The sequence below is a fragment of the Arthrobacter sp. UYP4 genome (assembly GCF_057291175.1).
The window spans coordinates 1,554,718-1,574,754 of the sequence record NZ_JBXAVU010000001.1 but is presented as its reverse complement, the minus strand read 5'-3'; the positions used below and the strand labels follow the sequence as shown (position 1 = coordinate 1,574,754).

The 20,037-nt window shown below is 70.4% G+C and carries 24 protein-coding genes; 13 read left to right on the top strand and 11 right to left on the bottom strand.

Annotation, left to right across the window (positions count from 1 at the left end; translation table 11 throughout):
* Nucleotides 1–37 precede the first annotated feature (37 nt).
* From AC0Z9V_RS07415 to AC0Z9V_RS07390, 6 genes are all read left to right on the top strand, one after another.
* The gene (locus tag AC0Z9V_RS07415) at nt 38–1,054 is read left to right on the top strand and encodes a LacI family DNA-binding transcriptional regulator (RefSeq protein WP_485141134.1); all 1,017 of its coding nucleotides are present in this window, start codon (nt 38–40) and stop codon (nt 1,052–1,054) included.
* Between the two features lie 287 nt (nt 1,055–1,341).
* Nucleotides 1,342–2,691 (top strand): ABC transporter substrate-binding protein, encoded by a 1,350-nt coding sequence (locus AC0Z9V_RS07410; RefSeq protein WP_208740284.1) that lies wholly within the window; start codon nt 1,342–1,344, stop codon nt 2,689–2,691.
* Nucleotides 2,692–2,796: 105 nt separating this feature from the next.
* Complete coding sequence (locus AC0Z9V_RS07405) at nt 2,797–3,747, top strand: carbohydrate ABC transporter permease (RefSeq protein WP_459267280.1); 951 nt, start codon at nt 2,797–2,799, stop codon at nt 3,745–3,747.
* A gap of 3 nt (nt 3,748–3,750) precedes the next feature.
* Nucleotides 3,751–4,680 (top strand): carbohydrate ABC transporter permease, encoded by a 930-nt coding sequence (locus AC0Z9V_RS07400; RefSeq protein WP_459267279.1) that lies wholly within the window; start codon nt 3,751–3,753, stop codon nt 4,678–4,680.
* A gap of 47 nt (nt 4,681–4,727) precedes the next feature.
* Nucleotides 4,728–6,239 carry an arabinosylfuranosidase ArfA gene (gene arfA, locus AC0Z9V_RS07395; protein WP_485141133.1) on the top strand — a complete coding sequence of 504 codons (1,512 nt, stop codon included), beginning with the start codon at nt 4,728–4,730 and terminating at the stop codon, nt 6,237–6,239.
* Complete coding sequence (locus AC0Z9V_RS07390; RefSeq protein ID WP_485141132.1) at nt 6,236–7,144, top strand: aldose 1-epimerase family protein; 909 nt, start codon at nt 6,236–6,238, stop codon at nt 7,142–7,144. Before arfA ends, AC0Z9V_RS07390 begins: the two co-directional genes overlap by 4 nt.
* A 27-nt stretch (nt 7,145–7,171) precedes the next feature.
* Here AC0Z9V_RS07390 and AC0Z9V_RS07385 read toward each other — a convergent pair whose 3' ends face one another.
* The 5 genes from AC0Z9V_RS07385 to AC0Z9V_RS07365 form a co-directional block, all read right to left on the bottom strand.
* Nucleotides 7,172–7,792 carry a nucleoside/nucleotide kinase family protein gene (locus AC0Z9V_RS07385; protein WP_485141131.1) on the bottom strand — a complete coding sequence of 207 codons (621 nt, stop codon included), beginning with the start codon at nt 7,790–7,792 and terminating at the stop codon, nt 7,172–7,174.
* 45 nt (nt 7,793–7,837) lie between these two features.
* The gene (locus tag AC0Z9V_RS07380) at nt 7,838–8,326 is read right to left on the bottom strand and encodes a hypothetical protein (protein WP_485141130.1); all 489 of its coding nucleotides are present in this window, start codon (nt 8,324–8,326) and stop codon (nt 7,838–7,840) included.
* Between the two features lie 35 nt (nt 8,327–8,361).
* Nucleotides 8,362–9,357 carry an NAD-dependent epimerase/dehydratase family protein gene (locus AC0Z9V_RS07375; protein WP_485141129.1) on the bottom strand — a complete coding sequence of 332 codons (996 nt, stop codon included), beginning with the start codon at nt 9,355–9,357 and terminating at the stop codon, nt 8,362–8,364.
* A gap of 76 nt (nt 9,358–9,433) precedes the next feature.
* A complete protein-coding gene (locus AC0Z9V_RS07370; RefSeq protein ID WP_485141128.1) occupies nt 9,434–9,730 on the bottom strand; it encodes a hypothetical protein in 297 nt (98 codons plus the stop codon).
* Between the two features lie 61 nt (nt 9,731–9,791).
* Nucleotides 9,792–10,328 (bottom strand): GNAT family N-acetyltransferase, encoded by a 537-nt coding sequence (locus tag AC0Z9V_RS07365; RefSeq protein WP_485141127.1) that lies wholly within the window; start codon nt 10,326–10,328, stop codon nt 9,792–9,794.
* A 138-nt stretch (nt 10,329–10,466) separates the two neighbouring features.
* Between AC0Z9V_RS07365 and AC0Z9V_RS07360 the strand changes: the two genes are divergently transcribed.
* The 5 genes from AC0Z9V_RS07360 (at nt 10,467) to AC0Z9V_RS07340 (ending at nt 12,942) form a co-directional block, all read left to right on the top strand.
* Nucleotides 10,467–10,874: a DUF1801 domain-containing protein gene (locus AC0Z9V_RS07360; RefSeq protein WP_133081108.1), complete on the top strand. Its 408-nt coding sequence runs from the start codon at nt 10,467–10,469 to the stop codon at nt 10,872–10,874.
* Nucleotides 10,871–11,620: a dienelactone hydrolase family protein gene (locus AC0Z9V_RS07355; protein WP_485141126.1), complete on the top strand. Its 750-nt coding sequence runs from the start codon at nt 10,871–10,873 to the stop codon at nt 11,618–11,620. The genes AC0Z9V_RS07360 and AC0Z9V_RS07355 overlap by 4 nt, the downstream gene beginning before the upstream one ends.
* Nucleotides 11,621–11,648: 28 nt before the next feature.
* Nucleotides 11,649–12,074 (top strand): fluoride efflux transporter FluC, encoded by a 426-nt coding sequence (locus AC0Z9V_RS07350; RefSeq protein ID WP_485141125.1) that lies wholly within the window; start codon nt 11,649–11,651, stop codon nt 12,072–12,074.
* Entirely contained in the window at nt 12,071–12,451 is a 381-nt protein-coding gene (crcB, locus tag AC0Z9V_RS07345; protein ID WP_485141124.1) for a fluoride efflux transporter CrcB, read from the top strand. Before AC0Z9V_RS07350 ends, crcB begins: the two co-directional genes overlap by 4 nt.
* 188 nt (nt 12,452–12,639) lie before the next feature.
* Nucleotides 12,640–12,942 carry a hypothetical protein gene (locus AC0Z9V_RS07340; RefSeq protein ID WP_485141123.1) on the top strand — a complete coding sequence of 101 codons (303 nt, stop codon included), beginning with the start codon at nt 12,640–12,642 and terminating at the stop codon, nt 12,940–12,942.
* Between the two features lie 11 nt (nt 12,943–12,953).
* Here the strand turns inward: AC0Z9V_RS07340 and AC0Z9V_RS07335 are convergent, their stop codons facing one another.
* The 3 genes from AC0Z9V_RS07335 to AC0Z9V_RS07325 are packed head-to-tail and all read right to left on the bottom strand — an operon-like array spanning nt 12,954 to nt 14,547.
* Nucleotides 12,954–13,238 carry a DUF6510 family protein gene (locus tag AC0Z9V_RS07335; RefSeq protein WP_485141122.1) on the bottom strand — a complete coding sequence of 95 codons (285 nt, stop codon included), beginning with the start codon at nt 13,236–13,238 and terminating at the stop codon, nt 12,954–12,956.
* Nucleotides 13,239–13,240: 2 nt separating this feature from the next.
* Nucleotides 13,241–13,957, bottom strand: a complete 717-nt coding sequence (locus AC0Z9V_RS07330) for a ferredoxin reductase (RefSeq protein WP_208739760.1) — start codon at nt 13,955–13,957, stop codon at nt 13,241–13,243.
* A complete protein-coding gene (locus AC0Z9V_RS07325) occupies nt 13,954–14,547 on the bottom strand; it encodes a sulfite oxidase-like oxidoreductase (RefSeq protein ID WP_485141121.1) in 594 nt (197 codons plus the stop codon). The genes AC0Z9V_RS07330 and AC0Z9V_RS07325 overlap by 4 nt, the downstream gene beginning before the upstream one ends.
* A gap of 117 nt (nt 14,548–14,664) precedes the next feature.
* On the opposite strand from AC0Z9V_RS07325, the gene AC0Z9V_RS07320 reads away from it, so the two are divergent.
* Entirely contained in the window at nt 14,665–15,900 is a 1,236-nt protein-coding gene (locus AC0Z9V_RS07320) for an MFS transporter (RefSeq protein ID WP_133081100.1), read from the top strand.
* 176 nt (nt 15,901–16,076) lie between these two features.
* Here the strand turns inward: AC0Z9V_RS07320 and AC0Z9V_RS07315 are convergent, their stop codons facing one another.
* The 3 genes from AC0Z9V_RS07315 to AC0Z9V_RS07305 form a co-directional block, all read right to left on the bottom strand.
* Nucleotides 16,077–16,670, bottom strand: coding sequence for a hypothetical protein (locus tag AC0Z9V_RS07315; protein ID WP_133081099.1), 594 nt, complete (start codon nt 16,668–16,670; stop codon nt 16,077–16,079).
* A 9-nt stretch (nt 16,671–16,679) separates the two neighbouring features.
* Nucleotides 16,680–17,828, bottom strand: a complete 1,149-nt coding sequence (locus AC0Z9V_RS07310) for a zinc-dependent alcohol dehydrogenase (protein WP_459267265.1) — start codon at nt 17,826–17,828, stop codon at nt 16,680–16,682.
* Between the two features lie 104 nt (nt 17,829–17,932).
* The gene (locus tag AC0Z9V_RS07305) at nt 17,933–18,844 is read right to left on the bottom strand and encodes a phosphatase PAP2 family protein (RefSeq protein ID WP_459267264.1); all 912 of its coding nucleotides are present in this window, start codon (nt 18,842–18,844) and stop codon (nt 17,933–17,935) included.
* A gap of 86 nt (nt 18,845–18,930) precedes the next feature.
* Between AC0Z9V_RS07305 and AC0Z9V_RS07300 the strand changes: the two genes are divergently transcribed.
* Nucleotides 18,931–19,995, top strand: a complete 1,065-nt coding sequence (locus AC0Z9V_RS07300) for an o-succinylbenzoate synthase (RefSeq protein WP_485141120.1) — start codon at nt 18,931–18,933, stop codon at nt 19,993–19,995.
* The last annotated feature ends 42 nt before the right edge of the window (nt 19,996–20,037 follow it).

The following is a 20,037-nucleotide window of genomic DNA, read 5'->3' as shown; positions in this document are numbered from 1 at the left end:
GGCGTACAGGGCATCACGGGTGGATCGAGGGAGCGGCATGGCGGCCACACTGAAGGACGTTGCGCTGGCGGCCGGTGTCTCGATCAAGACCGTCTCCAATGTCATCAACGACTACCAGCACATCCGCGCCGACACGAAGCAGCGGGTCATGGAGGCCATCGCCGAGCTCGGCTACAGCCCCAATCTCTCGGCGCGCAGCCTGCGCTCGGGCAGGACCGGCGTCATCGGTCTTGCCGTCCCGGAGCTCTCGCTGAGCTACTTCGCCGAACTCGCGGGTTCGATCATCAAGGCTGCCGAGCGCCGTGGACTCAAGGTCCTCATCGAGCAGACGGGCGGGGACCGCTCCCACGAACTCGAGATCCTTTCCAGCCCGCGGCTCCAGCTGACCGACGGCCTGCTGTTCAGCCCCCTCGGCATGTCGAACGAGGATGCCCACCATCTGAACGTGAACTTCCCGCTCGTCCTCCTCGGTGAGCGGATCTTCGGCGGCCCCACCGACCACGTCACCATGAGCAACGTGGAGTCGGCGCGGGCCGCGACCGCGCACCTGCTCTCCAAGGGGCGGCGCCGCATCGCCGTCGTCGGTGCGCACGAGGGCGAGGTCATCGGCTCGGCGGGACTCCGGCTGCAGGGCTACCGGCAGGCCCTCGAGGAGGCGGGCGTCGCGTTCGAGCCCGAACTCGTGGCCTATACGACGTTCTGGCACCGGGCCAACGGTGCCCGGTCCATGCGGGAACTGCTCGAGGCCGGCGTCGCGTTCGACGCCGTGTTCGGCATGAACGACACCCTGGCCCTCGGGGCGATGCGCGTCCTGCAGGAGGCGGGCCGAAGGATTCCCGACGACGTCGCCGTCATCGGGTTCGACGACCTCGACGAGGGTCGGTATTCACTGCCCACCCTCTCCACGATCGACCCCGGCCGGGACGAGATCGCGGACACGGCCGTGCGTGTGCTGCAGGAGCGCATCTCCGGACGGGACGGAGAGGCGCCGCCCCGGGAGTTCGAGGCCCGGTTCCAGGTCATCGAACGGGAGTCCTCGGCGCTTCCCGCCTGACGCTCCTGCAGCAATCGAAAATATCCTCCCGGATGCTTGACAGGTACCGTCCCCACTCTGCATGCTTCTTTCTACATCGTTTACCTACAACGATGTAAACCACGGAACCGACACTTGCGGAAGCCCCCTCCCAGAGAGGTGGACTGCAGGACGGCGGACCCGGATCAAGGAAGATTCGAGCGGGCGCAGCACCTGTGCCCCGGTGATCCTCCTCCCTGCAGCACCCGGACCGGCCGCCCCTCGGGGCGGACCACGGTGGAATCCCACCGCGAGAGGAAGCAAGAGATATGAAAGCCAAGTTCCTGGCAACGGCCGGCATCGTCGCCGCCACTGCCGTAGCACTGACCGGCTGCTCCGGAGGAAGCGGAAGCGGCGGCGGCGGCTCCGAGGAAGCCTCCTGCACCAACACCATCGTCAACGCCGAGGCGCCCCAGGTCACCGTCTGGGCCTGGTACCCCGCGTTCAACGAGGTCGTCGACCAGTTCAACAACGCCAACGACGACGTCCAGATCTGCTGGACCAACGCGGGCCAGGGCAACGACGAGTACACGAAGTTCTCCACCTCCATCGAGTCCGGTTCCGGTGCCCCCGACGTCATCCAGCTCGAATCGGAGGTCCTCTCCAGCTTCACCATCCGCGATGCGCTCGTGGACCTCACCGAATTCGGCGCCGACGATGTCAAGGCGGACTACGCCGAGGGCGCCTGGGAAGACGCGAGCAGCGGCGACGCCGTCTACGCCATCCCCGTCGACGGCGGACCCATGGGCATGATCTACCGCCAGGACCTCTTCGACGCCGCGGGCATCGCGGTTCCCACCACGTGGGAGGAGTTCGAGGCAGCGGCCCGGAAGCTGAAGGAATCCGGCAGCGACGCTGTCATCGGCGACTTCCCGACCAACGGCCGCGCCTTCAACCAGGCGCTCTTCGCCCAGGCAGGGTCTGTGCCGTTCGAGTACGACTCCGCGAACCCGCAGGAGATCGGCATCAACGTCAACGACGACGGTGCCAAGAAGGTCCTGGAGTACTGGGACGGCCTCGTGAAGGACGGCCTCGTCGCGACCGACGACGCCTTCACCGCCGACTACAACACCAAGCTCGTCGACGGCTCCTACGCCGTCTACCTCGCCGCGGCCTGGGGTCCCGGCTACCTGCAGGGGCTGTCCGACGCCGATCCGACCGCCGTCTGGCGCGCGGCACCGCTCCCGCAGTGGGACGCTGCCAACCCCGTCCAGGTGAACTGGGGCGGCTCCACCTTCGCCGTGACGGAACAGGCGAAGGACAAGGAGCTCGCTGCGAAGGTCGCCATGGGCATCTTCGGCAATGAGGAGGGCATGAACCTCGGTGTGGACAAGGGAGCACTCTTCCCGTCCTACGCACCGGTCCTCGACTCCCCGGAGTTCGCCGACAAGGAGTACGAGTTCTTCGGCGGACAGCAGATCAACAAGGACGTGTTCCTCGATGCTGCTGCAGGCTACGAGGGAGCGACCTTCAGCCCGTTCCAGAACTACGCCTACGACCAGCTCACCGAGCAGCTCTACGCGATGGTGCAGGGCGAGAAGGACGCCGGCCAGGCGCTCGACGACCTCCAGGCATCGCTCGAGCAGTACGCGACCGAGCAGGGCTTCACCGTGAAGTAGCCGTCCGGGGAGGTGCCCACGGAGACCGTGGGCACCTCCCCGCCCGGTCCGCTCCCGAGGGGACCGATCCACCGTGACAACCGCCAGCCCGAGGAAAGACATTTCATGGCTACGACCACCGCGCCGACGTCGTCCCACCGCGCCGAGGCCCCCCAGCAGGTCAAGCACCGTCCCGACAGGAACTACCGGCGCAGGCAGCGCTGGGGATGGCTGTTCGTGGCGCCCTTCGCCCTCATCTTCCTGACCTTCCTCATCCTGCCCCTGGTCTTCGCGTTCCGGATGAGCCTGTTCACCAGCACCCTCGCGACCGGCAACAAGTTCGTCGGCGCGGACAACTACCTCAAGGCGTTCTCCGACCCGATCTTCCTCGAGGGCCTCGGAACAGTGGCGAAGTTCGCCCTGGTCATGATTCCGGCCCAGATGCTCGTGGCCCTCGTCGCTGCCCTCGTCCTCGACAACCTCGCCACCTGGGCCTCGAAGTTCTCCCGCCTGATGATCTTCATCCCCTACGCGATCCCCGTCGTCATCGGTGCCCTGATGTGGGGCTTCCTCTACAGCCCGCGGTTCGGTCCGGCCAGCAGCATCTTCGGCCTCTTCGGACTCGCCGCGCCGGAATTCCTGGCACAGGACAACATCTTCGGCAGCCTCGTGAACATCGTCACCTGGCAGTGGGCCGGCTACTACATGATCATCATCTACGCGGCGCTCCGAGGCATCGACCCCGGGATCTACGAGGCGGCGGTGCTCGACGGCGCCTCCGACCGGCAGATCGCCCTGCGCATCAAGGTCCCCATGATCTCGTCGTCGCTGGTCATGGTGGTCATCTTCGCCCTGATCGGCACCCTCCAGTTCTTCACCGAACCGCAGGTCCTGAGGGGAGTGGCGCAGGGAGCCATCCCGGTGTCGTACACGCCGAACATGTATGCGTTCACGCTGGCCTTCTCCTACAGCCAGTTCAACTACGCCTCCGCCATCTCCTTCGCGCTCGGGATCGTCGTGTTCGTCTTCTCCTTCATCTTCCTCTTCCTGACCCGCAAGCAGAGCGGACTGAAATAAGCCATGGCACTCGTCACAGACACCCCCCAGCAGCAGGACGCCGGCCGGAAGACACGCGGCACGGCAGCCCGCAACCGGGCCCGCAACGGCGGCCCGCGCATCGGCTCGCACATCTTCCTGCTGATGCTCGTCATCTACTTCATCACCCCCCTCTGGTGGCTGACGGTCGCGAGCACCAAGGACACGGCGGGCCTGTTCGGCGGATCCGGCGGCCCGCTCTGGTTCGACGACGGATTCCACTTCTTCAGCAACCTCCAGGGCCTGTTCGAACGGCAGGACGGCATCTACTGGCGCTGGCTCGGCAACTCGTTCCTCTACGCAATCTCCGGCGGCGTGGGTGCCACCGTCCTGGCGGTCCTCGCCGGCTACGGCTTCGCCAAGTACAACTTCCGCGGCCGGGCCGCCTTCTTCGGCATCCTGCTCGGGGCGGTCATGGTGCCCCTGACGGCGCTCGTCATCCCGACGTTCGTCCTCCTGAGCTCGGTGGGCCTGGTGAACACCATCTGGGCCGTCATCCTGCCGTCGCTGCTCAGCCCCTTCGGTGTCTACCTCATGCGGGTCTTCGCCCAGGAGGCGGTACCCGACGAGCTCCTCGACGCCGCACGGATCGACGGCGCGGGCGAGATCCGCACGTTCTTCCAGATCGCACTCCCGCTGCTGCGTCCGGCCATCGTCACGGTGCTCCTGCTGTCCGTCGTCGGGACCTGGAACAACTTCTTCCTGCCGCTGGCGGTGCTCAGCGACCCGCTCCTGCTTCCCGTCACCGTGGGCCTGAACGGCTGGCAGGCACTGTCCAACGCCGGCAGCGGCGGCGAGGCCCTGTGGAACCTCATCACCACGGGCGCCTTCATCTCGATTATCCCGCTCATCATCGCCTTCCTCTCCCTCCAGAAGTACTGGCAGGGCGGGTTGTCGCTCGGCTCGCTCAAGTAGCCCGCACCCCGCCCCACCGCACGCCACCCTGAACAGAAAGCAGCTCGATGCAGAACGCACGCCTCACACTCGATCCCTCCTTCACGGTCGGGCGCATCAACCGCAACATCTTCGGCGGGTTCGTCGAACACCTCGGCCGCCACGTCTACGACGGAATCCACGAGCCCGGCCATGCGACCGCCGACGACGAGGGCTTCCGCCAGGACGTCATCGAACTCGTGAAGGAGATGGGCGTCTCGACCATCCGCTACCCCGGCGGGAACTTCGTCTCGGGCTTCCGCTGGGAGGACAGCGTGGGACCGCGCGAGGAGCGCCCCATCCGCCTCGACCTCGCCTGGCACTCCACGGAGACCAACCAGGTGGGCATGCACGAGTTCTCCTCCTGGCTGCGGAAGGTCGACAGCGACCTCATGCTCGCGGTGAACCTCGGGACGCGCGGAACCCCGGAGGCCCTCGAGCTCCTCGAGTACACGAACCTGCCCAAGGGCACCGCACTCGCCGACCAGCGCATGGCCAACGGCCGCCCCGACCCGTTCGGGGTGAAGATCTGGTGCCTGGGCAACGAGATGGACGGCCCCTGGCAGCTCGGCCACCGGTCCGCCGAGGATTACGGCAAGCTCGCGGCCATCACGGCCCGGGCCATGCGCCAGCTTGATCCGTCCATCGAACTCGTGGCCTGCGGCTCCTCGAGCGCCCACATGCCGACCTTCGGCGAATGGGAGCGCGTGGTGCTCACGCACACCTACGACGTCGTGGACTACATCTCCTGCCACGCCTACTACGAGGAGAAGGACGGGGACCTCGGTTCCTTCCTCGCCTCCGCCGTCGATATGGACTCCTTCATCGAGTCCGTCGTCGCGACCGCCGACCACGTGAAGGCCGTCCGCGGCAGCTCGAAGACCATCAACATCTCCTTCGACGAGTGGAACGTCTGGTACATCAGCCGGTTCGAGAACGTCGACAAGATCGAGGGCCTCGACAACTGGCCCGTGGCCCCGCGCCTGCTCGAGGACTGCTACTCGGTGGCCGACGCCGTCGTGTTCGGCAACCTGCTGATCTCGCTGCTCAAGCACGCGGACCGCGTCACCTCGGCGTCGCTGGCTCAGCTCGTGAACGTGATCGCGCCGATCATGACGGAGCCGGGCGGCCCCGCCTGGCGCCAGACCACGTTCTTCCCGTTCTCCCTCACCTCGAAGCTCGCGCAGGGTTCCGTGCTCGAACTCAAGCTGGACGCCGGCACGTACGAGACCAGCGACTACGGCACGGTGTCCCTGGTGGACGCGGTGGCCACGCACGACGACACGACGGGGGCCACCGCCGTCTTCCTCGTCAACCGGTCCCAGACCGAGGAGACGACCGTGACCATCGACATCGCGGCACTGAACGGCTTCAGCCGTGTGGAGGCGCAGTCGCTGTACGATACGGACGTATATGCCAAGAACACCCTCGAGGAGCCCGAGCGCGTGACCATGAAGACCAACACCTCAGCGAAGCTCGACGGCGGTGCCGTGACCATCACGCTGCCCCCCGTGTCCTGGACGGCCGTATCCCTCGCATGAGCCCTTCCGAATACAGGATCGAGGGCGGCGGCTACACGGCCGTCGTCCTCGGTCTCGGTGCTGCCGTCCGGGAACTGACCTACGAGGGACGGCCGCTCGTGGTCGGCTTCGGCGCCGACGAGGAGATGCCGAGCTTCCGCGGCGCCTTCGTGGCGCCGTGGTCCAACCGGATCGAGGACGGCCGCTATTCGTTCGACGGCGTCGACCACCAGCTGCACGTCAACGAACCCGAGCGCGGCGCCGCCCTGCACGGACTGGTCTTCGACATCCCCTGGACCCTCGTGGAGCACAGCGCGTCCACCGTGACCCTGGGCTGCACCATCGAGCCGACGGAGGCGTACCCCTTCACGCTCGCGCTGCACGCACGCTTCCGTGTCGACCGGGAGGGCTTCCGGACGGACGTCACCGCCCTGAACACGGGATCCCGGCGAGCGCCGTACGGTGTCTGCCCCCACCCGTACCTGGTGGCCGGTCCGTCACCGCTCGACGAGTGGGTGCTCGAGCTCCCCGCCTCGACCGTCCTGACCGTCACGCCGGACCGCCTGCTGCCGGTCGGCAAGGAAGCCGTGGACGGCACGCCCTTCGACTTCCGTTCGGCGCGCGTCCTCGGGGACGTCCAGATCGACCACGCCTTCACCGGCCTCACGTACGACGCCGCCGGCCGGGCCACGGTCCGGGTCACCGATCCGGCCTCCGGCACCGGCGCGGCCATGGTGTGGGACCAGAGCTGCCCCTGGGTGCAGATCCACACCGCGGACCTCCCGAAGAAGCCCGAGAACACACGCCTCGGCCTCGCCGTCGAACCCATGACCTGCCCGCCCGACGCCTTCAACTCGGGCGAGGACCTCGTCGTCCTCCAGCCCGGGGAGATGCACGCGACGGGCTGGACGATCACGGCCCTATAGCGTCGCCGTCCTGCACCGGGCCGGGTCTCAGGTCCTGGCCCCGGCGGTCTCCCGGCGGACGAGGGCCAGCAGGTCGTCGAGGACGTCCCCCGCCGGCCGGTCGGCATCGAGGAGCGTGAAGGAGCCGAACCCGGGCAGCCTCCGGTAGCCGGCCTGCAGTGCCACGAGCCCCGCGCGTGTCTCCACGTCGGTGCCGCGCGCCGCGACGCGACGCAGCGCGACGTCGACGGGCAGGTCGAAATGCGCGACGACGTCCGGCGCCGGGAGGATCCGCTCGAGCCACGGCAGGAGCACGCCGCGCGGCAGGCCGCGTGCCTCCCGCAGCGCGAGCTGGCAGGTGAGTCCGCGATCGAGCACGACGACGCCGTCGAAGCGGAGGAGTCGTACTTCGTGGAGAAGGGCATTGGCCACGCGAGCCACGGTCTCCAGCGTGTCCTGCAGGCGGGGTCCCGGCGCCCGGCCCAGCCGCGACCACCATGCCGCCATGGTCCGGCGCCCGGCCGGCGTCTTGAGCATCACCGCACGGTCTCCCCGGGCGGTGATGGCGTGGGTGAGGTCGCGGGCGGCCGTGCTCTTGCCGGACCCGTCGATACCGGTCAGGAGGATGCGCAGGGGAAGAGCCTTCCGTGGAGGATGTACCCGGTTCAACGGAACCCGCACCGGCGCCGTTCCCCGGGTGGCCCCGACGGGCGGTCATGGACCGGGACGGAGCCCGCCGTCGTCGAGCACCAGATGACCCTGCACCGCGTCGCCCCCGCACTGCTCGCCGTTCGGGTACACCCTGGCCGGGAGGACGGTGGTCGTAGAGCCGTTCGTGGACCCGTCCGTCCCCCGGAGGACCACGTCGACGCGGACCTCCTGCTCGGGCAGGTCGAGCTCGGCGAACCCCTGCAGGGTGCCGTCCGGCGTCGGGGAGACGCTGCACGAGTTTGCCTCGGGGCTGCACGTCTCCCCGGCATTCGACGAGCCGGAGGTCGGCACCACCTCGGTGGTGGTGCAGCCGTCCTCGGTGCATGCCGTCAGGTCGAGTCCCGCCACGACGGCTGCAGGCCCTCCCTCGATGCTGATGGACAGCCCCCCGAGCGCTGCGACCGCTGTGCAGGGGAGTGCTTCCGCCGTGCAGGACGTCGCGGCGAGCACCAGCGCGCACAGGGCTGCCGCCCTCACGGTCCTGCCGGTCATGGTCCTGCCCCTCCGAGCCGGGCGCGAGTGCCGGGCTAGCCGGCCGATGTCCTGCCCCCGAGCCGGGCGAGCAGTCCGCTCTCCTCCGCCCGGGTCAACCCCGACCGGCGCTCACGCCCGAGCCCGCGTCCACGCTCGTCGTCGAGCGTGTCCTCGAGGAGCTCCCGGAGGGGCCGCAGGACGCCGCCCGCGGCCCGGAAGGCGGCGTTGCTGCGGCGGCTGAAGCCGCCGAAGTCCTCGGGGAGCCAGAGCGGGAGGGATCGCGGCCCCGCCCAGTACGCGACGCCCTGCTCCACCAGCCATTCCGGTGCCGCCTCGACGACGGCACCGGTGTGACCGGCGACAGGGCGCGCCTGGGCGAGCACCTCCTCGAACGGGTGCGCGTCACCCACGGCGTTGATCGCTCCCGTGGCGCCGGCCCGGCCGGCGCTGATGGTCCAGGCGGCGAGGTCACGGACGTCGATGACCTGCACGTACCGGCCGGAGAGGGTCGGCGCGAGCACATCGCCGTCCCGGGCCAGGGCGCACCGTGAGACCCAGTAGCCGAAGCGGTCGCTCCCGTCGCCGGGTCCTGCGATCAGCCCGGCGCGGACGATCAGCAGGCGGTCACCGACCACCGCCGTCGACGCCCGCTCGCAGAGCACCTTCGCCTGGGCGTAGTCGTCCTCGCCGCCCTCACCCGGCTCGACCAGCGCCGCGGATTCGTCCGCACCGGGGACGTCGTTCGAGGCGTAGACGGAGCAGGAGGAGATCAGGGTCCAGTGGGCGGCCCGTGCTCCGAGCGCATCGAGGGCCGCGGTGACGTGCGCGACGTCCCAGGAGATCTCGATGACCTCGTCCCAGTCCGAGCCCCGGACGGCGTCGTACGCCGTCGCGTCCGATCGGTCCGCGGCGACGAATACGGCCCCGGGCGGAGGCGGGCCGGCGGTGCCACGGGCGAGGCAGGTGACGTCGTCCCCGCCGCCCACGAGCCGGGCGGCGAGTTCCCTGCCGAGCCACGCGGTGCCGCCCAGGATCAGGACCCGCCTCACGGCGCGCACCCGGCAGGACGCCCGGGCGGAGGGCAGGCTGCGGGCGCGCTCGGGTCCGCGGGCCGGCGGAGGGCCATCACCGCCGGTGTGCGCCGGTGGTGTCCGACGCCTCGAGGACCCGCGCCGCGAGATCCCGCGCCTCGCGCAGGCGCTCGGGCGGGCAGGTGCCGACGGGGGGCATCGAGAACCCGGAGGCCCGCCCGTCATCGGGGTCCCCGCGGGGAGCGGGCACCCGCCGGAAGCACAGCCGCGCGAGCACGATGCCGCCCGCGACGACCAGGAGGAGGGGATAGCCGCGGGCGCCCGCGAACAGGGCGAAGAATCCGAGGGAGATGCTGAGGATGCCGAGAGGGAGGGAGAATCTGGTGGTCATCACACGTCCGTCGTCGTTGACTGATTGTGGTGGCACCGATAGTACTCCCTGTGTCCCCGGATCAGTACAGGAGGCGCTGGTACAGCGTGTGGTCCTGCCAGTCCCCGGCGATGCACAGGTAGGACGGCGCCAGGCCGATGACGGTGAACGCGGCCTTCTCCAGGACGGCGATCGACGGCGCGTTGTGCGGCAGGACCGACGCCTGGACCCGGTGCAGTCCGAGGGTGTCGCGCGCGTACCGGAGCACTTCCCCGAGGGCTGCCGAGCAGAGACCGCGGCCCTGCAGCCGCCGGTCCACCCAGTATCCGACGTGGGCGTTGAGGAAGGGTCCCCGCACGATCCCCGACAGGGTGATCGTGCCGGCGATCCCGTCCCCGGCGGTGAGGACCCAGGGCACGTCGGTCCCTGCAGCCAGGTCGCCGAGCATTCCGGCGATCCGTTCCGCCTGGCCCTCCTCCGTGAAGAAGGCGTCGTCGCGGAGCGGCTCCCAGGGCTCGAGCTGCTCCCGGTTCTGCCGGTAGGCCCGCGCGAGAGCCTCGGCGTCCGACGGTTCGAGGAGCCGCAGGCCTCCTCCGGACGGCAGCGTAGGGCGTGGCACCCGGCAACTGTAGTGCACGGCGGGGACGAGGAACCGCCACCGCTGCGTGGACTCCGCGTGGTGGCCAGCGGCTCCGCCCGGGGCCGTCGCTCCGGCCTGCCCCTTCCCGCCGGCGGGCCGCACTGGCACACTGTCCGCATGGCCCCGGCACCCGAACCCCGGATCGACGACTACATCGATGTTCTGCCGCCCTGGCAGCAGGAGATCTGCCGAACGGTCCGCCGACTCGTCCACGAGGCGGACCCGGAGGTGGAGGAGACGATCAAGCGCACGCGCCAGCCGTACTTCGTGCTGCAGGGCAACGTCTGTGCGCTGCTCGCCACCAGGGACCACGTCAATGTCTTCCTCTACGACGGCGGTCTCGCCCCCGACCCCCAGGGCATCATCACGGGCGGGCACACCAACTCCACGGGACGGACCGTCGCGGTGTACGAGGACCGGCCCCTCGACGAGGACGCGCTGCGGGAGATCTTCCGGGCCATCATCGCCGACAACCGCGCAGGCGGCTGGCGGACCCTGACGAAGCGTGCAAGCCTAGGCGAATGAGCCTCCAGGACATCCCCACGGACACCGGCGCCGGCAGCATCTCCGCCTACGTGGCGCGCCCCGACGGCCCGGTGCGGGGCGGGCTGGTCCTTCTCCACGAGGTCTGGGGGCTCGTCGGCCACACCCGGGACGTCGCCGACCGCTTCGCGCGGGAAGGCTACGTCGTCGTCGCCCCTGACCTCCTCGCCGACCAGGGCATCACCGAGGAGAGCACCGCCGGCATCGGTGAGGCCATCGCCGGCCCGGACGCGGAGGCTCGCAACCGGGCCCAGCCGAAGCTGCGGGCACTGCTGGCGCCGCTGCAGGACCCCGGGTTCGGTGCGCTGACGACGCAGCGGGTGCAGGCCTGCTTCGAGTTCCTGCACGACGACCCCGAGGTGGCCGGACGCGTGGGGATCACCGGCTTCTGCTTCGGCGGTACGTACAGCTTCTCGCTCGCCGTCCACGAGCCGAGGCTCCTGGCATGCGTGCCCTTCTACGGCCACGCCGACTTCTCCGCCGAGGAACTGGCGCGCATCGAGGCTCCCATCCTGGCCTTCTACGGGCAGGACGACGCCGGGCTCGTCACCGCGTTGCCGGCGCTGGAATCAGCGATGGCGGAGGCAGGCGTGGACTTCACCGCCACGGTCTACCCCGACGCGGGCCATGCCTTCTTCAACGACTCGAACCGCTTCGCCTACAGGCCCGGGCCGGCAGGGGACGCCTGGAGCCTGGCCCTGGACTTCCTCGCGCGCCACGTTGCCTGAGTCCCCGGCACGCCCGACGGAGGGGAGGGTGCCACCGCACCTCCGGCCCGCCGCCCTGGGCCTGGTTTTCCTGGGCGGTTCCGCGGGGACCCTCGCGCGCTTCGGCCTCGCCGAGGCCCTGCCGGCACCGGCGGGCCTTCCGCTCCCCGTCCTCCTCATCAACCTCACGGGGGCCTTCGCCCTCGGGCTGCTCCTCGAAGTGCTCGCCCGGCGGGGCCCGGACACGGGCGGCCGCCGGGCAGCCCGACTCCTCCTCGGCACGGGCTTCCTCGGCGGCTTCACCACGTACAGCGCGCTCGCCGTCGATTCCGCGGTCCTCGTGGGAGCCGGCCGCGCCGTCGAGGGCATCGCCTACCTCGTGCTGTCCGTCCTGCTGGGACTGGCGGCGACGGCAGCGGGCATCGCCGTGGGCAGCCGGACCCGCCCACCGGGCGGGCGGGGGGCGGCGCCGTGAGCGGAGGACTCGTGCTGGTGCTCGGCGTCGCGGGCGGGCTGGGCTCGGTGGCGCGCTTCCTGCTCGACGGAGCCCTCCGCGCGCGCGTCAGCAGTCCCGTCCCCGCCGGCACCATGGCCGTCAACATCAGCGGCTCCTTCCTGCTCGGGCTCCTGACCGGACTCGTCCTCGCAGCAGCCCTTCCGCCCGCGTGGACGCTCGTGGGCGGTACGGGATTCCTCGGCGGCTACACCACGTTCAGCACGGCGAGCAACGAGACCGTGCGGCTGCTCCAGGCCGGCCGTGTCTGGCCCGCGGTGCTGTCGGGTGCGGGAACCGCGGCGGCGGCGCTCGCTGCAGCGGGGGCGGGACTGTCGATCGGACTGCTGGCCGCTTGAGGTGCAGCCTCGGGCGACGGCTCCCGCACGGCGCGTCCATCAGGTGCGGCCCGTCCATCACCGGTGACCCGTCCTCGCGGCCGGGCAGGCTCGAGGGCCACCCTCCACGATGCCCCTTGACACCACCGCCGGAACGGGGACGATCGATCCACAGGGTCGCACAGGCGACCCGACAGGAGGAGGATCCCGTGGGAACGATCGACGACGAGGCAGCCCTGACGATCTCCCTGGTGGGAGACCTCGCACCCGGTACCGACGCGACGGTGCAGGTACCCGGCGAGATGCCTCCCGGGGCGCCGTTCGACCCTGCCGGGATGCCGGCCTCGACCCACCCCGGTGCCGTCGGCCTCCCGGACTACGCAGACGCCGCGGCCCTGCGCGCCGGTGACTCGGTCCAGACCTTCGTCGCGGTGCCGGACGGAGGCCCGGAGGCCGAGCTGCCGGGCTTCCTCGACTCCGGGAGCGGTGGGGGAGACGGCGGCGGGGATTGAGCGAACCGTCCTCAGCGTCGCGCGATGACGAGATGGCGGACTCCGTCGAGCGTCAGGACCTGGCGCTCCCCCTGATCCGTGAGGCACAGGAGGACCGCGGTGCAGGTGGGGCACCTCAGCACCATGCCCGGAGCCCGCGCGTAGAGCAGGGCGGTCGCCAGGGGTGAGGACGATCCGCAGCCGTCGCACGTGCAGTCGGCGCTCGTGAGGTCGGCGACGAACTGCTCGAGGGCGCCCGCGAGGGCATTGCCGTCGAGGTGGTCCTGGTCCGGGGAGTGCTGCTGCTGATCGTCCATCCCTATCCTCCGTATCGTTCGGTGCGGATGCGGCCGGCGTCGTGTCCGTCCTCCACGAGCCACGAAGCGACGGACTCGACGAATCCCGTGGAGCCGCAGATGTAGATGGCCGGATGGTCCTCGGGCGGGAAGCAGGCGGCGGTGACGGCGTCCCGCGTGAGCCGCCCGACGGGCCTGCCGTCGGGCGCGGCACGGGTGTAGGCGACGTCGATGGTGACCTGCGTGTCCTCCTGTCCGAGGACGGTGAGTTCACCGCGGTAGAACACGCTCCCGGGGTCCCGGACGGAATACAGCAGGCGCGCCGGCACCACCGAGCGGGCCTCCGCATGGGATCGGAGCATCGCCATGAGGGGGACGATGCCCGATCCTCCGGCGATGAGCTGCAGCGGGCCTCCGAGGTCCGGGGTCCACGTGAACCAGCCGCCCACGGGACCGCGGACCTCGAGCCGGTCCCCCACGGACAACTCGGTGACGAGGTAGGGGGAGACCTCCCCGTCGTCGAGCTCCTCGACCGTCAGCTCCAGCTCGTGGGGCGGGACCCATGCCGCCACCGAGTACGAGCGCACGGCCTGGTAGCCGTCCTCGGCGGTGAGCCGCAGGTCCACGTGCTGCCCGGCCACTCCTGAGACGGCGTCGGGGAAGCGGAGCCGCAGCGTACGCGCCGTCGCCGTCTCGGGCCGGGCGGCGCTGACCTCTGCCGCTTGCCAGGTCCGCCTCACCAGTAGCGATCCTCGCGCCACGGGTCCCCGTACATGGAATATCCGTTGGTCTCCCAGAAGCCCGGGAGGTCCTGGTCCATCAGCCGGATGCCGCTGACCCACTTGGCGCTCTTCCAGAAGTAGAGGTGGGGTACGAGCAGCCGGGCCGGCCCGCCGTGCGCGGCAGCGAGCGGCTCGCCGTCGAACTCGTGGACGAGCCACGCCTTCCCGTCGAGGAGGTCCCCGAGCGGGATGTTCGTCGTGTAGCCGCCGTACGAGTGCACCATCGTGTAGTCGGACCCGGATTCGACGTCCTCGAACAGCGTGTCGAGGGAGACGCCGCGCCAGGCGGTACCGAACTTCGACCAGTGGGTCACGCAGTGGATGTCCGTGGTGACGTCCTCCTGGGGCAGGGCCTGCAGCTGTTCCCACGTCCACTGGTGCGTCCGGCCCTGGCCGGCTTCGATCTGGAATGTCCAGTCCGCCCGGAGCACCCGGGGTGTGGGGCCGGCGGACATGACGGGGAAGCTGTCGGTCGCGTACTGGCCCGGCGGGAGCTTCACGTCCCTGGTCCGCCGCCTGCCCGCGAAGCCTGAGGTCGGTATTGCCATGCGGTACTCCCGCCTGAGGAAGGACGCCGGTTCGGCGGTAGGAGAAACGTATGCCAGCCGCCCGGCACTGTCCAGAGCAGTCACGCGGACGCCGGAAGGGCGGACTAGGGTTGAACGGTGCCCGAGGAGACCTTCGACCTGCGCGCCATCGCCGTGGGAGCCTACGGCCCCTCGCTGCTCTACGGGGTGGCCACGGGCGCGATCCTGCCCGTCATCGCGCTGACGGCTCGCGAGCTGGGCGCCGACCTCGCGACGGCCGCCCTGGTCATCACGCTCTCCGGCATCGGATCACTGGTCACGAACGTCCCTGCAACCCTGATCGCCACGCGCTTCGGCGAGCGGAAGGCCCTGGTGGGCGCCGCCCTGTGGTGCGCGGCGGCGATGTTCCTCGCGCTCGCGGCACCCACCCTGCCGGTGTTCGCTGCTGCCGTCTTCATGGTCGGGATGGCCGGCGCCGTGTTCGGGCTCGCGCGGCAGAGCTACCTGACCGAGGCCGTGCCGCCGTACTTCCGCGCGCGGGCGCTCTCGACGCTCGGCGGTGTCACCCGCATCGGGGTCTTCGTGGGTCCCTTCGCCGCAGCCCTCGCCATGAGTACCCTCGGGCTGGACGGCGCGTACTGGGTGGGAGGAGTGGCGAGCCTCGCCGCTGCCGCCCTCAGCTGGCGTGTCCCGGAACTCGACGCACCGGCCCGGAGGCCGCTCCCTGCACAGAACGCGGTCGGAGCCGCCCTGGCACCGCCGCCGGCCCCGACGGTGCGCTCCGTCATGCGCAGCCACCGGCGGATCTTCGTCACGGTCGGCATCGGGGTGCTCCTCATCGCGGCAGTGCGGGCCACGCGCCAGGCGGTGCTGCCCCTGTGGGCGGAGAACATCGGCCTCGACGCCTCGGCGACGGCACTGATCTACGGGCTCTCGGGCGCGATCGACATGCTGATCTTCTACCCCTCGGGCAAGGTCATGGACGTCAAGGGCCGCCGGTGGATCGCCGTGCCGTGCATGCTCATCATGGGGACGGCCCTGACCCTGCTGCCCCTCACCGCGGATGCCGTGGGCCTGCTGCTCGTGGCCCTGCTCATCGGCTTCGGGAACGGGATCGGGTCCGGCATCGTCATGACGCTGGGAGCCGATCTGTCCCCGACACCGGGCCGTCCCCAGTTCCTCGGGATCTGGCGCCTGCTCACCGACGCCGGCACCATGGCCGGGCCGGCGCTGCTCTCCCTCGTGACGGCGCTGGCCACGCTCTCGGCGGGGATCTGGGTGACGGCGGCCCTCGGTTTCCTCGGTGCCGGGGTCCTCTGGTACTGGATCCCGCGTGCCGCCCCGGGGTCGGCGGAGCCGGCCTCCCGGGTCTGACCCCGGCGGTGGGGCACCAGGCCGGGGCGCGGGACGGGGAGAGCTGCTGGTCGATCGACACGTGCGGCGTCCAGACATCCGTCACCCGGGCGAGTTCGTCGTCGATGGTCGTCCTGTCGATGTCCAGGGACCCGGAGTGCAGCAGCGTTCACCATCCCGTGCGGTGCTCCGGGCGGTCAGCGCCTCCCGCGCCGGGCGATGGCACGCGCGGCGAGGACGACGCCTGCCGAGGCGGCGACCCACGGGCCGCCGACGATGATCGGATCCATCCACTGATGCTTGGTGTCCGCGCGTCCCGTGCCGAAGCGGGACGCGAGGCCGTGCCGGCGTCCCTCCGCCAGCACGCCCGTCTCCGTGATGGGGTTGTCGGGACGCAGCGTGGCGAATGATGCCGCGTGGGAACCCCATGCGTCCACGCGGTCTCCGAGCAGGAGCAGGAGCCAGTGCGCGGCGCGGCCCTCGCTGTACCGGTAGGCATAGCGCCGGATGCTGCCGGAGACGCCCTTCAGGGGAGCGCTCGTCCCGAAGGCCGGGGTCAGCCGGCTGTGCTCGACCGACCGCTCCCGGCCCTCTCCGCCCGGCTGCTCCTCGGGGTAGTCCCAGTGCGCCCCGGTCCCGGCCGGGTCGAACACCTCCCGCGGGAACGACGGTCGGTCCTTCGGGTCGAGGTCCGCGCCCCAGCCGGGGATCCGGGCGCGCAGTGCCTCGGGGGTGGGGATGTCCCTGGACTTGTTCGCGACATAGGGCGTGGACGGCGTGGATGACGACACGGTGATCTCCTAGCTGGGGTTCGCGATGACGAGTGTCTTGATGCAGTTGTCGAGTTTCGCCGAGAACATGTGGTAGCCCTCGGCGATGTCCTCGAGGGGTATCCGGTGCGTGACGATGTCGCTGGGCTTGAGGTAGCCGTTCTGGATGTGCTCGAACAGGCGCGGCCACTGGCGTTTCACCGGCGTCTGGTTCATGCGCAGGGTGAGCCCCTTGTTCATGGCGTCGCCGAACTTCACGGCGCTGAACAGGGGCCCGTAGGCTCCGACGACGGACACGGTGCCACCCTTGCGCACCGCATCGATGGCCCAGTTCAGGGCGACGGGGGAACCGGCCTGCAGTTTGAACTTCGAGGAGGTGACGTGCTGGAGGAAGTTGCCGTCGGCCTCCGCCCCGACGGCGTCGATGACGACGTCCGCGCCCAGGTAGTCGGTGGTCTTCTTCATCTCCACCACGATGTCGTCGTACTCGGCGAAATTGTAGGTCTCCGCGTGCGCGAACGTGCGGGCCTTCTCGAGCCGGTACTCGAGGTGGTCGACGACGATCACGCGCCCCGCTCCCATCAGCCAGGCAGACTTCGCCGCGTACAGGCCCACGGGGCCGGCGCCGAACACCACCACGGTGTCGCCCTCGACGATGTCCCCGAGCTGCGCGCCGAAGTACCCGGTCGCCAGGGCGTCGGTGAGCAGCACCGCGTCCTCGCTGTCCAGCCAGTCGGGGATGATCGCGGGTCCGACGTCGGCGAAGGGCACGCGGACGAACTCCGCCTGGCCGCCGTCGTACCCGCCGGTGGTGTGCGAGTAGCCGTAGATGCCGCCCACCGCCGTCGCGTTCGGGTTCACGTTGTGGCAGTTCGAGTACAGGCCGCGCGCGCAGAAGTAGCACGACCCGCAGTAGACGTTGAAGGGGACCATGACGCGGTCGCCGCGCGTGAGGTTCCGGACGGAGGGCCCCACCTCCTCGACGACGCCGATGAACTCGTGCCCGAACGTGGTGCCCACGCGGGTGTCCGGCATCATGCCGTGGTAGAGGTGAAGGTCCGACCCGCAGATCGCCGCGGTGGTGACCCGGACGATGGCGTCGTTCGGGTGCTCGATCCTCGGCATGGGTTTCTCCTCGACCCGGACCTTGTAGGGCCCGCGGTACACCATGGCTTTCATCGTCCGCCTCCTTCGTCGCTGGTCCGGCCAGCGTTGCACCGTCGCGGCGGCGCATCAACGGTCCGATGGCGGAGGAAAGGGGATGCGGAGGAGTCGGCGGGGTGCTACGCCTGCTGCTGTGCCGTCACCCGGGCCTGCGCCGCGAAGAGCCATCCCGCGGCGGCCGAGAGCGCGAAGCCGACGCCGACGATCCAGGCGAGCCCCCACCAGAAGAACAGGGGTACGTTCGCCGTGCCGGGTTCGGGTGCCGGCCCGATCGCCTGCACGGAGAAGTACAGGGCCGCCGACAGCGCGAGGCTCCCGAGCCCGAGCACCCAGCACGCCACGAGCCAGCTGCGGGCCGACCCCCAGTGCGCGCCGAACCCCTGCCAGTTGTTCCAGGTGTCGCCGGTCCGCATGATGATCAGCCCACCGACCAGGGTCCACGTCCCGACGACGAGGAGCGCCGCCACCACATCGGCGGGCCGGTGCCAGAGGTTGATGAAGGTGGCCGCTCCGGCGAGGACGGAGTACGACCCGCCCGCCGCTGCGGCGAAGGGACGCCAGCGCGGTGTCGCGATGACGAACACGGCCGCGGCCGCGGACGCCGCAAGCGTCGTATGCCCTGACGGTAATGAATTGAAGGCGAGCGTCGCGACGCCCCGGTCCGGCCGATCGAACACGACGTTCTTCAGGAGCTGCGTGGTCAGGTTCGACGCCAGGATCACGGCGACGGCGATGAGTGCGGCCGCATACCTCCGACGCCTCAGGGCGACGAAGAGGATGGCGGCGGCTGCGACGATCACCGAGATGGTGGGGAGCGTGTCCAGGAAGCGCAGGAAGGGACCCTGGGTGTCCGGCGCCGCGACTCCGGCCTCGCGCCACGCGGACTCGTCGGCGAACTGGCCCGTGGTGGTGCGCACGAACGCCCAGTAGGTCCAGCCCAGCGCGCTCGCGCACGCCACGGCGGCCAGCACGAACAGCAGCGGTGAGCGTGCTGCCCGTGCCTGCCCGGTAGAGGTTCGCTGCGACGTCATCGACCCAATCGTTCCACATGATCCTGCGAGTTCCGTAACCGTCCCGTGACCTCCGGCCGGGACCGTACCTCCCGTAACCTGAGGTCGTGCGCACCCCTCCGCCTACCCCACCGCCTGCCCTACCGACGCCTCCGACGTCGCCGCTGCCGCTGCCCGGTCCGGCGGAGGTGGCCGGGTCGGCGCGCGTGGTCTCGGTGCCCATGCGGGTGAAGTTCCGGGGCGTCCTCCAGCGTGAGGCGCTCCTGGTGCGGGGGCCGGCGGGATGGGGCGAATTCTGCCCTTTCCCCGAGTACGACGACGCCGAGTCCGCCCCGTGGCTCGCGTCCGCGATCGAGGCGGCCTGGCACGGCTTCCCCGAACCCCTCCGGACGTCGGTGCCGGTCAATGCCACGGTGCCGGCGGTCGGACCGGACGCCGTGGAAGGCGTGCTCTCCCGCTTCGGAGCGGTGGACGCCGTCAAGGTGAAGGTCGCTGAGAAGGGGCAGGATCTCGCGGCCGACGTCGCCCGCGTCGCGGAGGTGCGCAGGCTCCTCCCGGAGGCCGGGATCAAGGTGGATGCCAACGGTGGCTGGGACGTCGGGGAAGCCCTGGCCGCGCTCGACGCGCTGGCCCGCTTCGACCTGCAGTACGTGGAACAGCCCGTTCCGGACATCGCAGGCCTGCGGACCGTGCGGTTCGAACTGCGCCGCCGCGGACACCGGGTGCTGGTGGCCGCCGACGAGAGCGTCCGCCGGCAGGACGATCCGCTGCGCGTCGCCCGCGAGGACGCGGCCGACATCCTGGTCATCAAGGCCCCGCCGCTCGGCGGGGTCCGGCGTGCTCTCGACATCATCGGACGGGCGGGCCTGCCCGCCGTCATCAGTTCCGCCCTGGACACCTCCGTCGGGATCCGGGCCGGCGTGGCCCTGGCGGCCGCGCTGCCGGACCTCCCCTATGCCTGCGGCCTCGCGACGGTGTCGCTCATGGCCGGTGACGTCACCGACGCCCCCCTGGTGCCGCACCTAGGGCGGATCGGGGTACGGGAGGTCGAGGTCTCCGAGGAGAAGCTGCACAGGTTCGCCGCCGCCCCCGACAGGAGGCAGTGGTGGCTGGAACGCCTGGACAGGGCCTACGCCCTCCTGGCCGACGGATCGCGGGAATCCCGGGGCTGACAGGACGACACGCGAAAATCACACGGCGGAAATACGGGCACA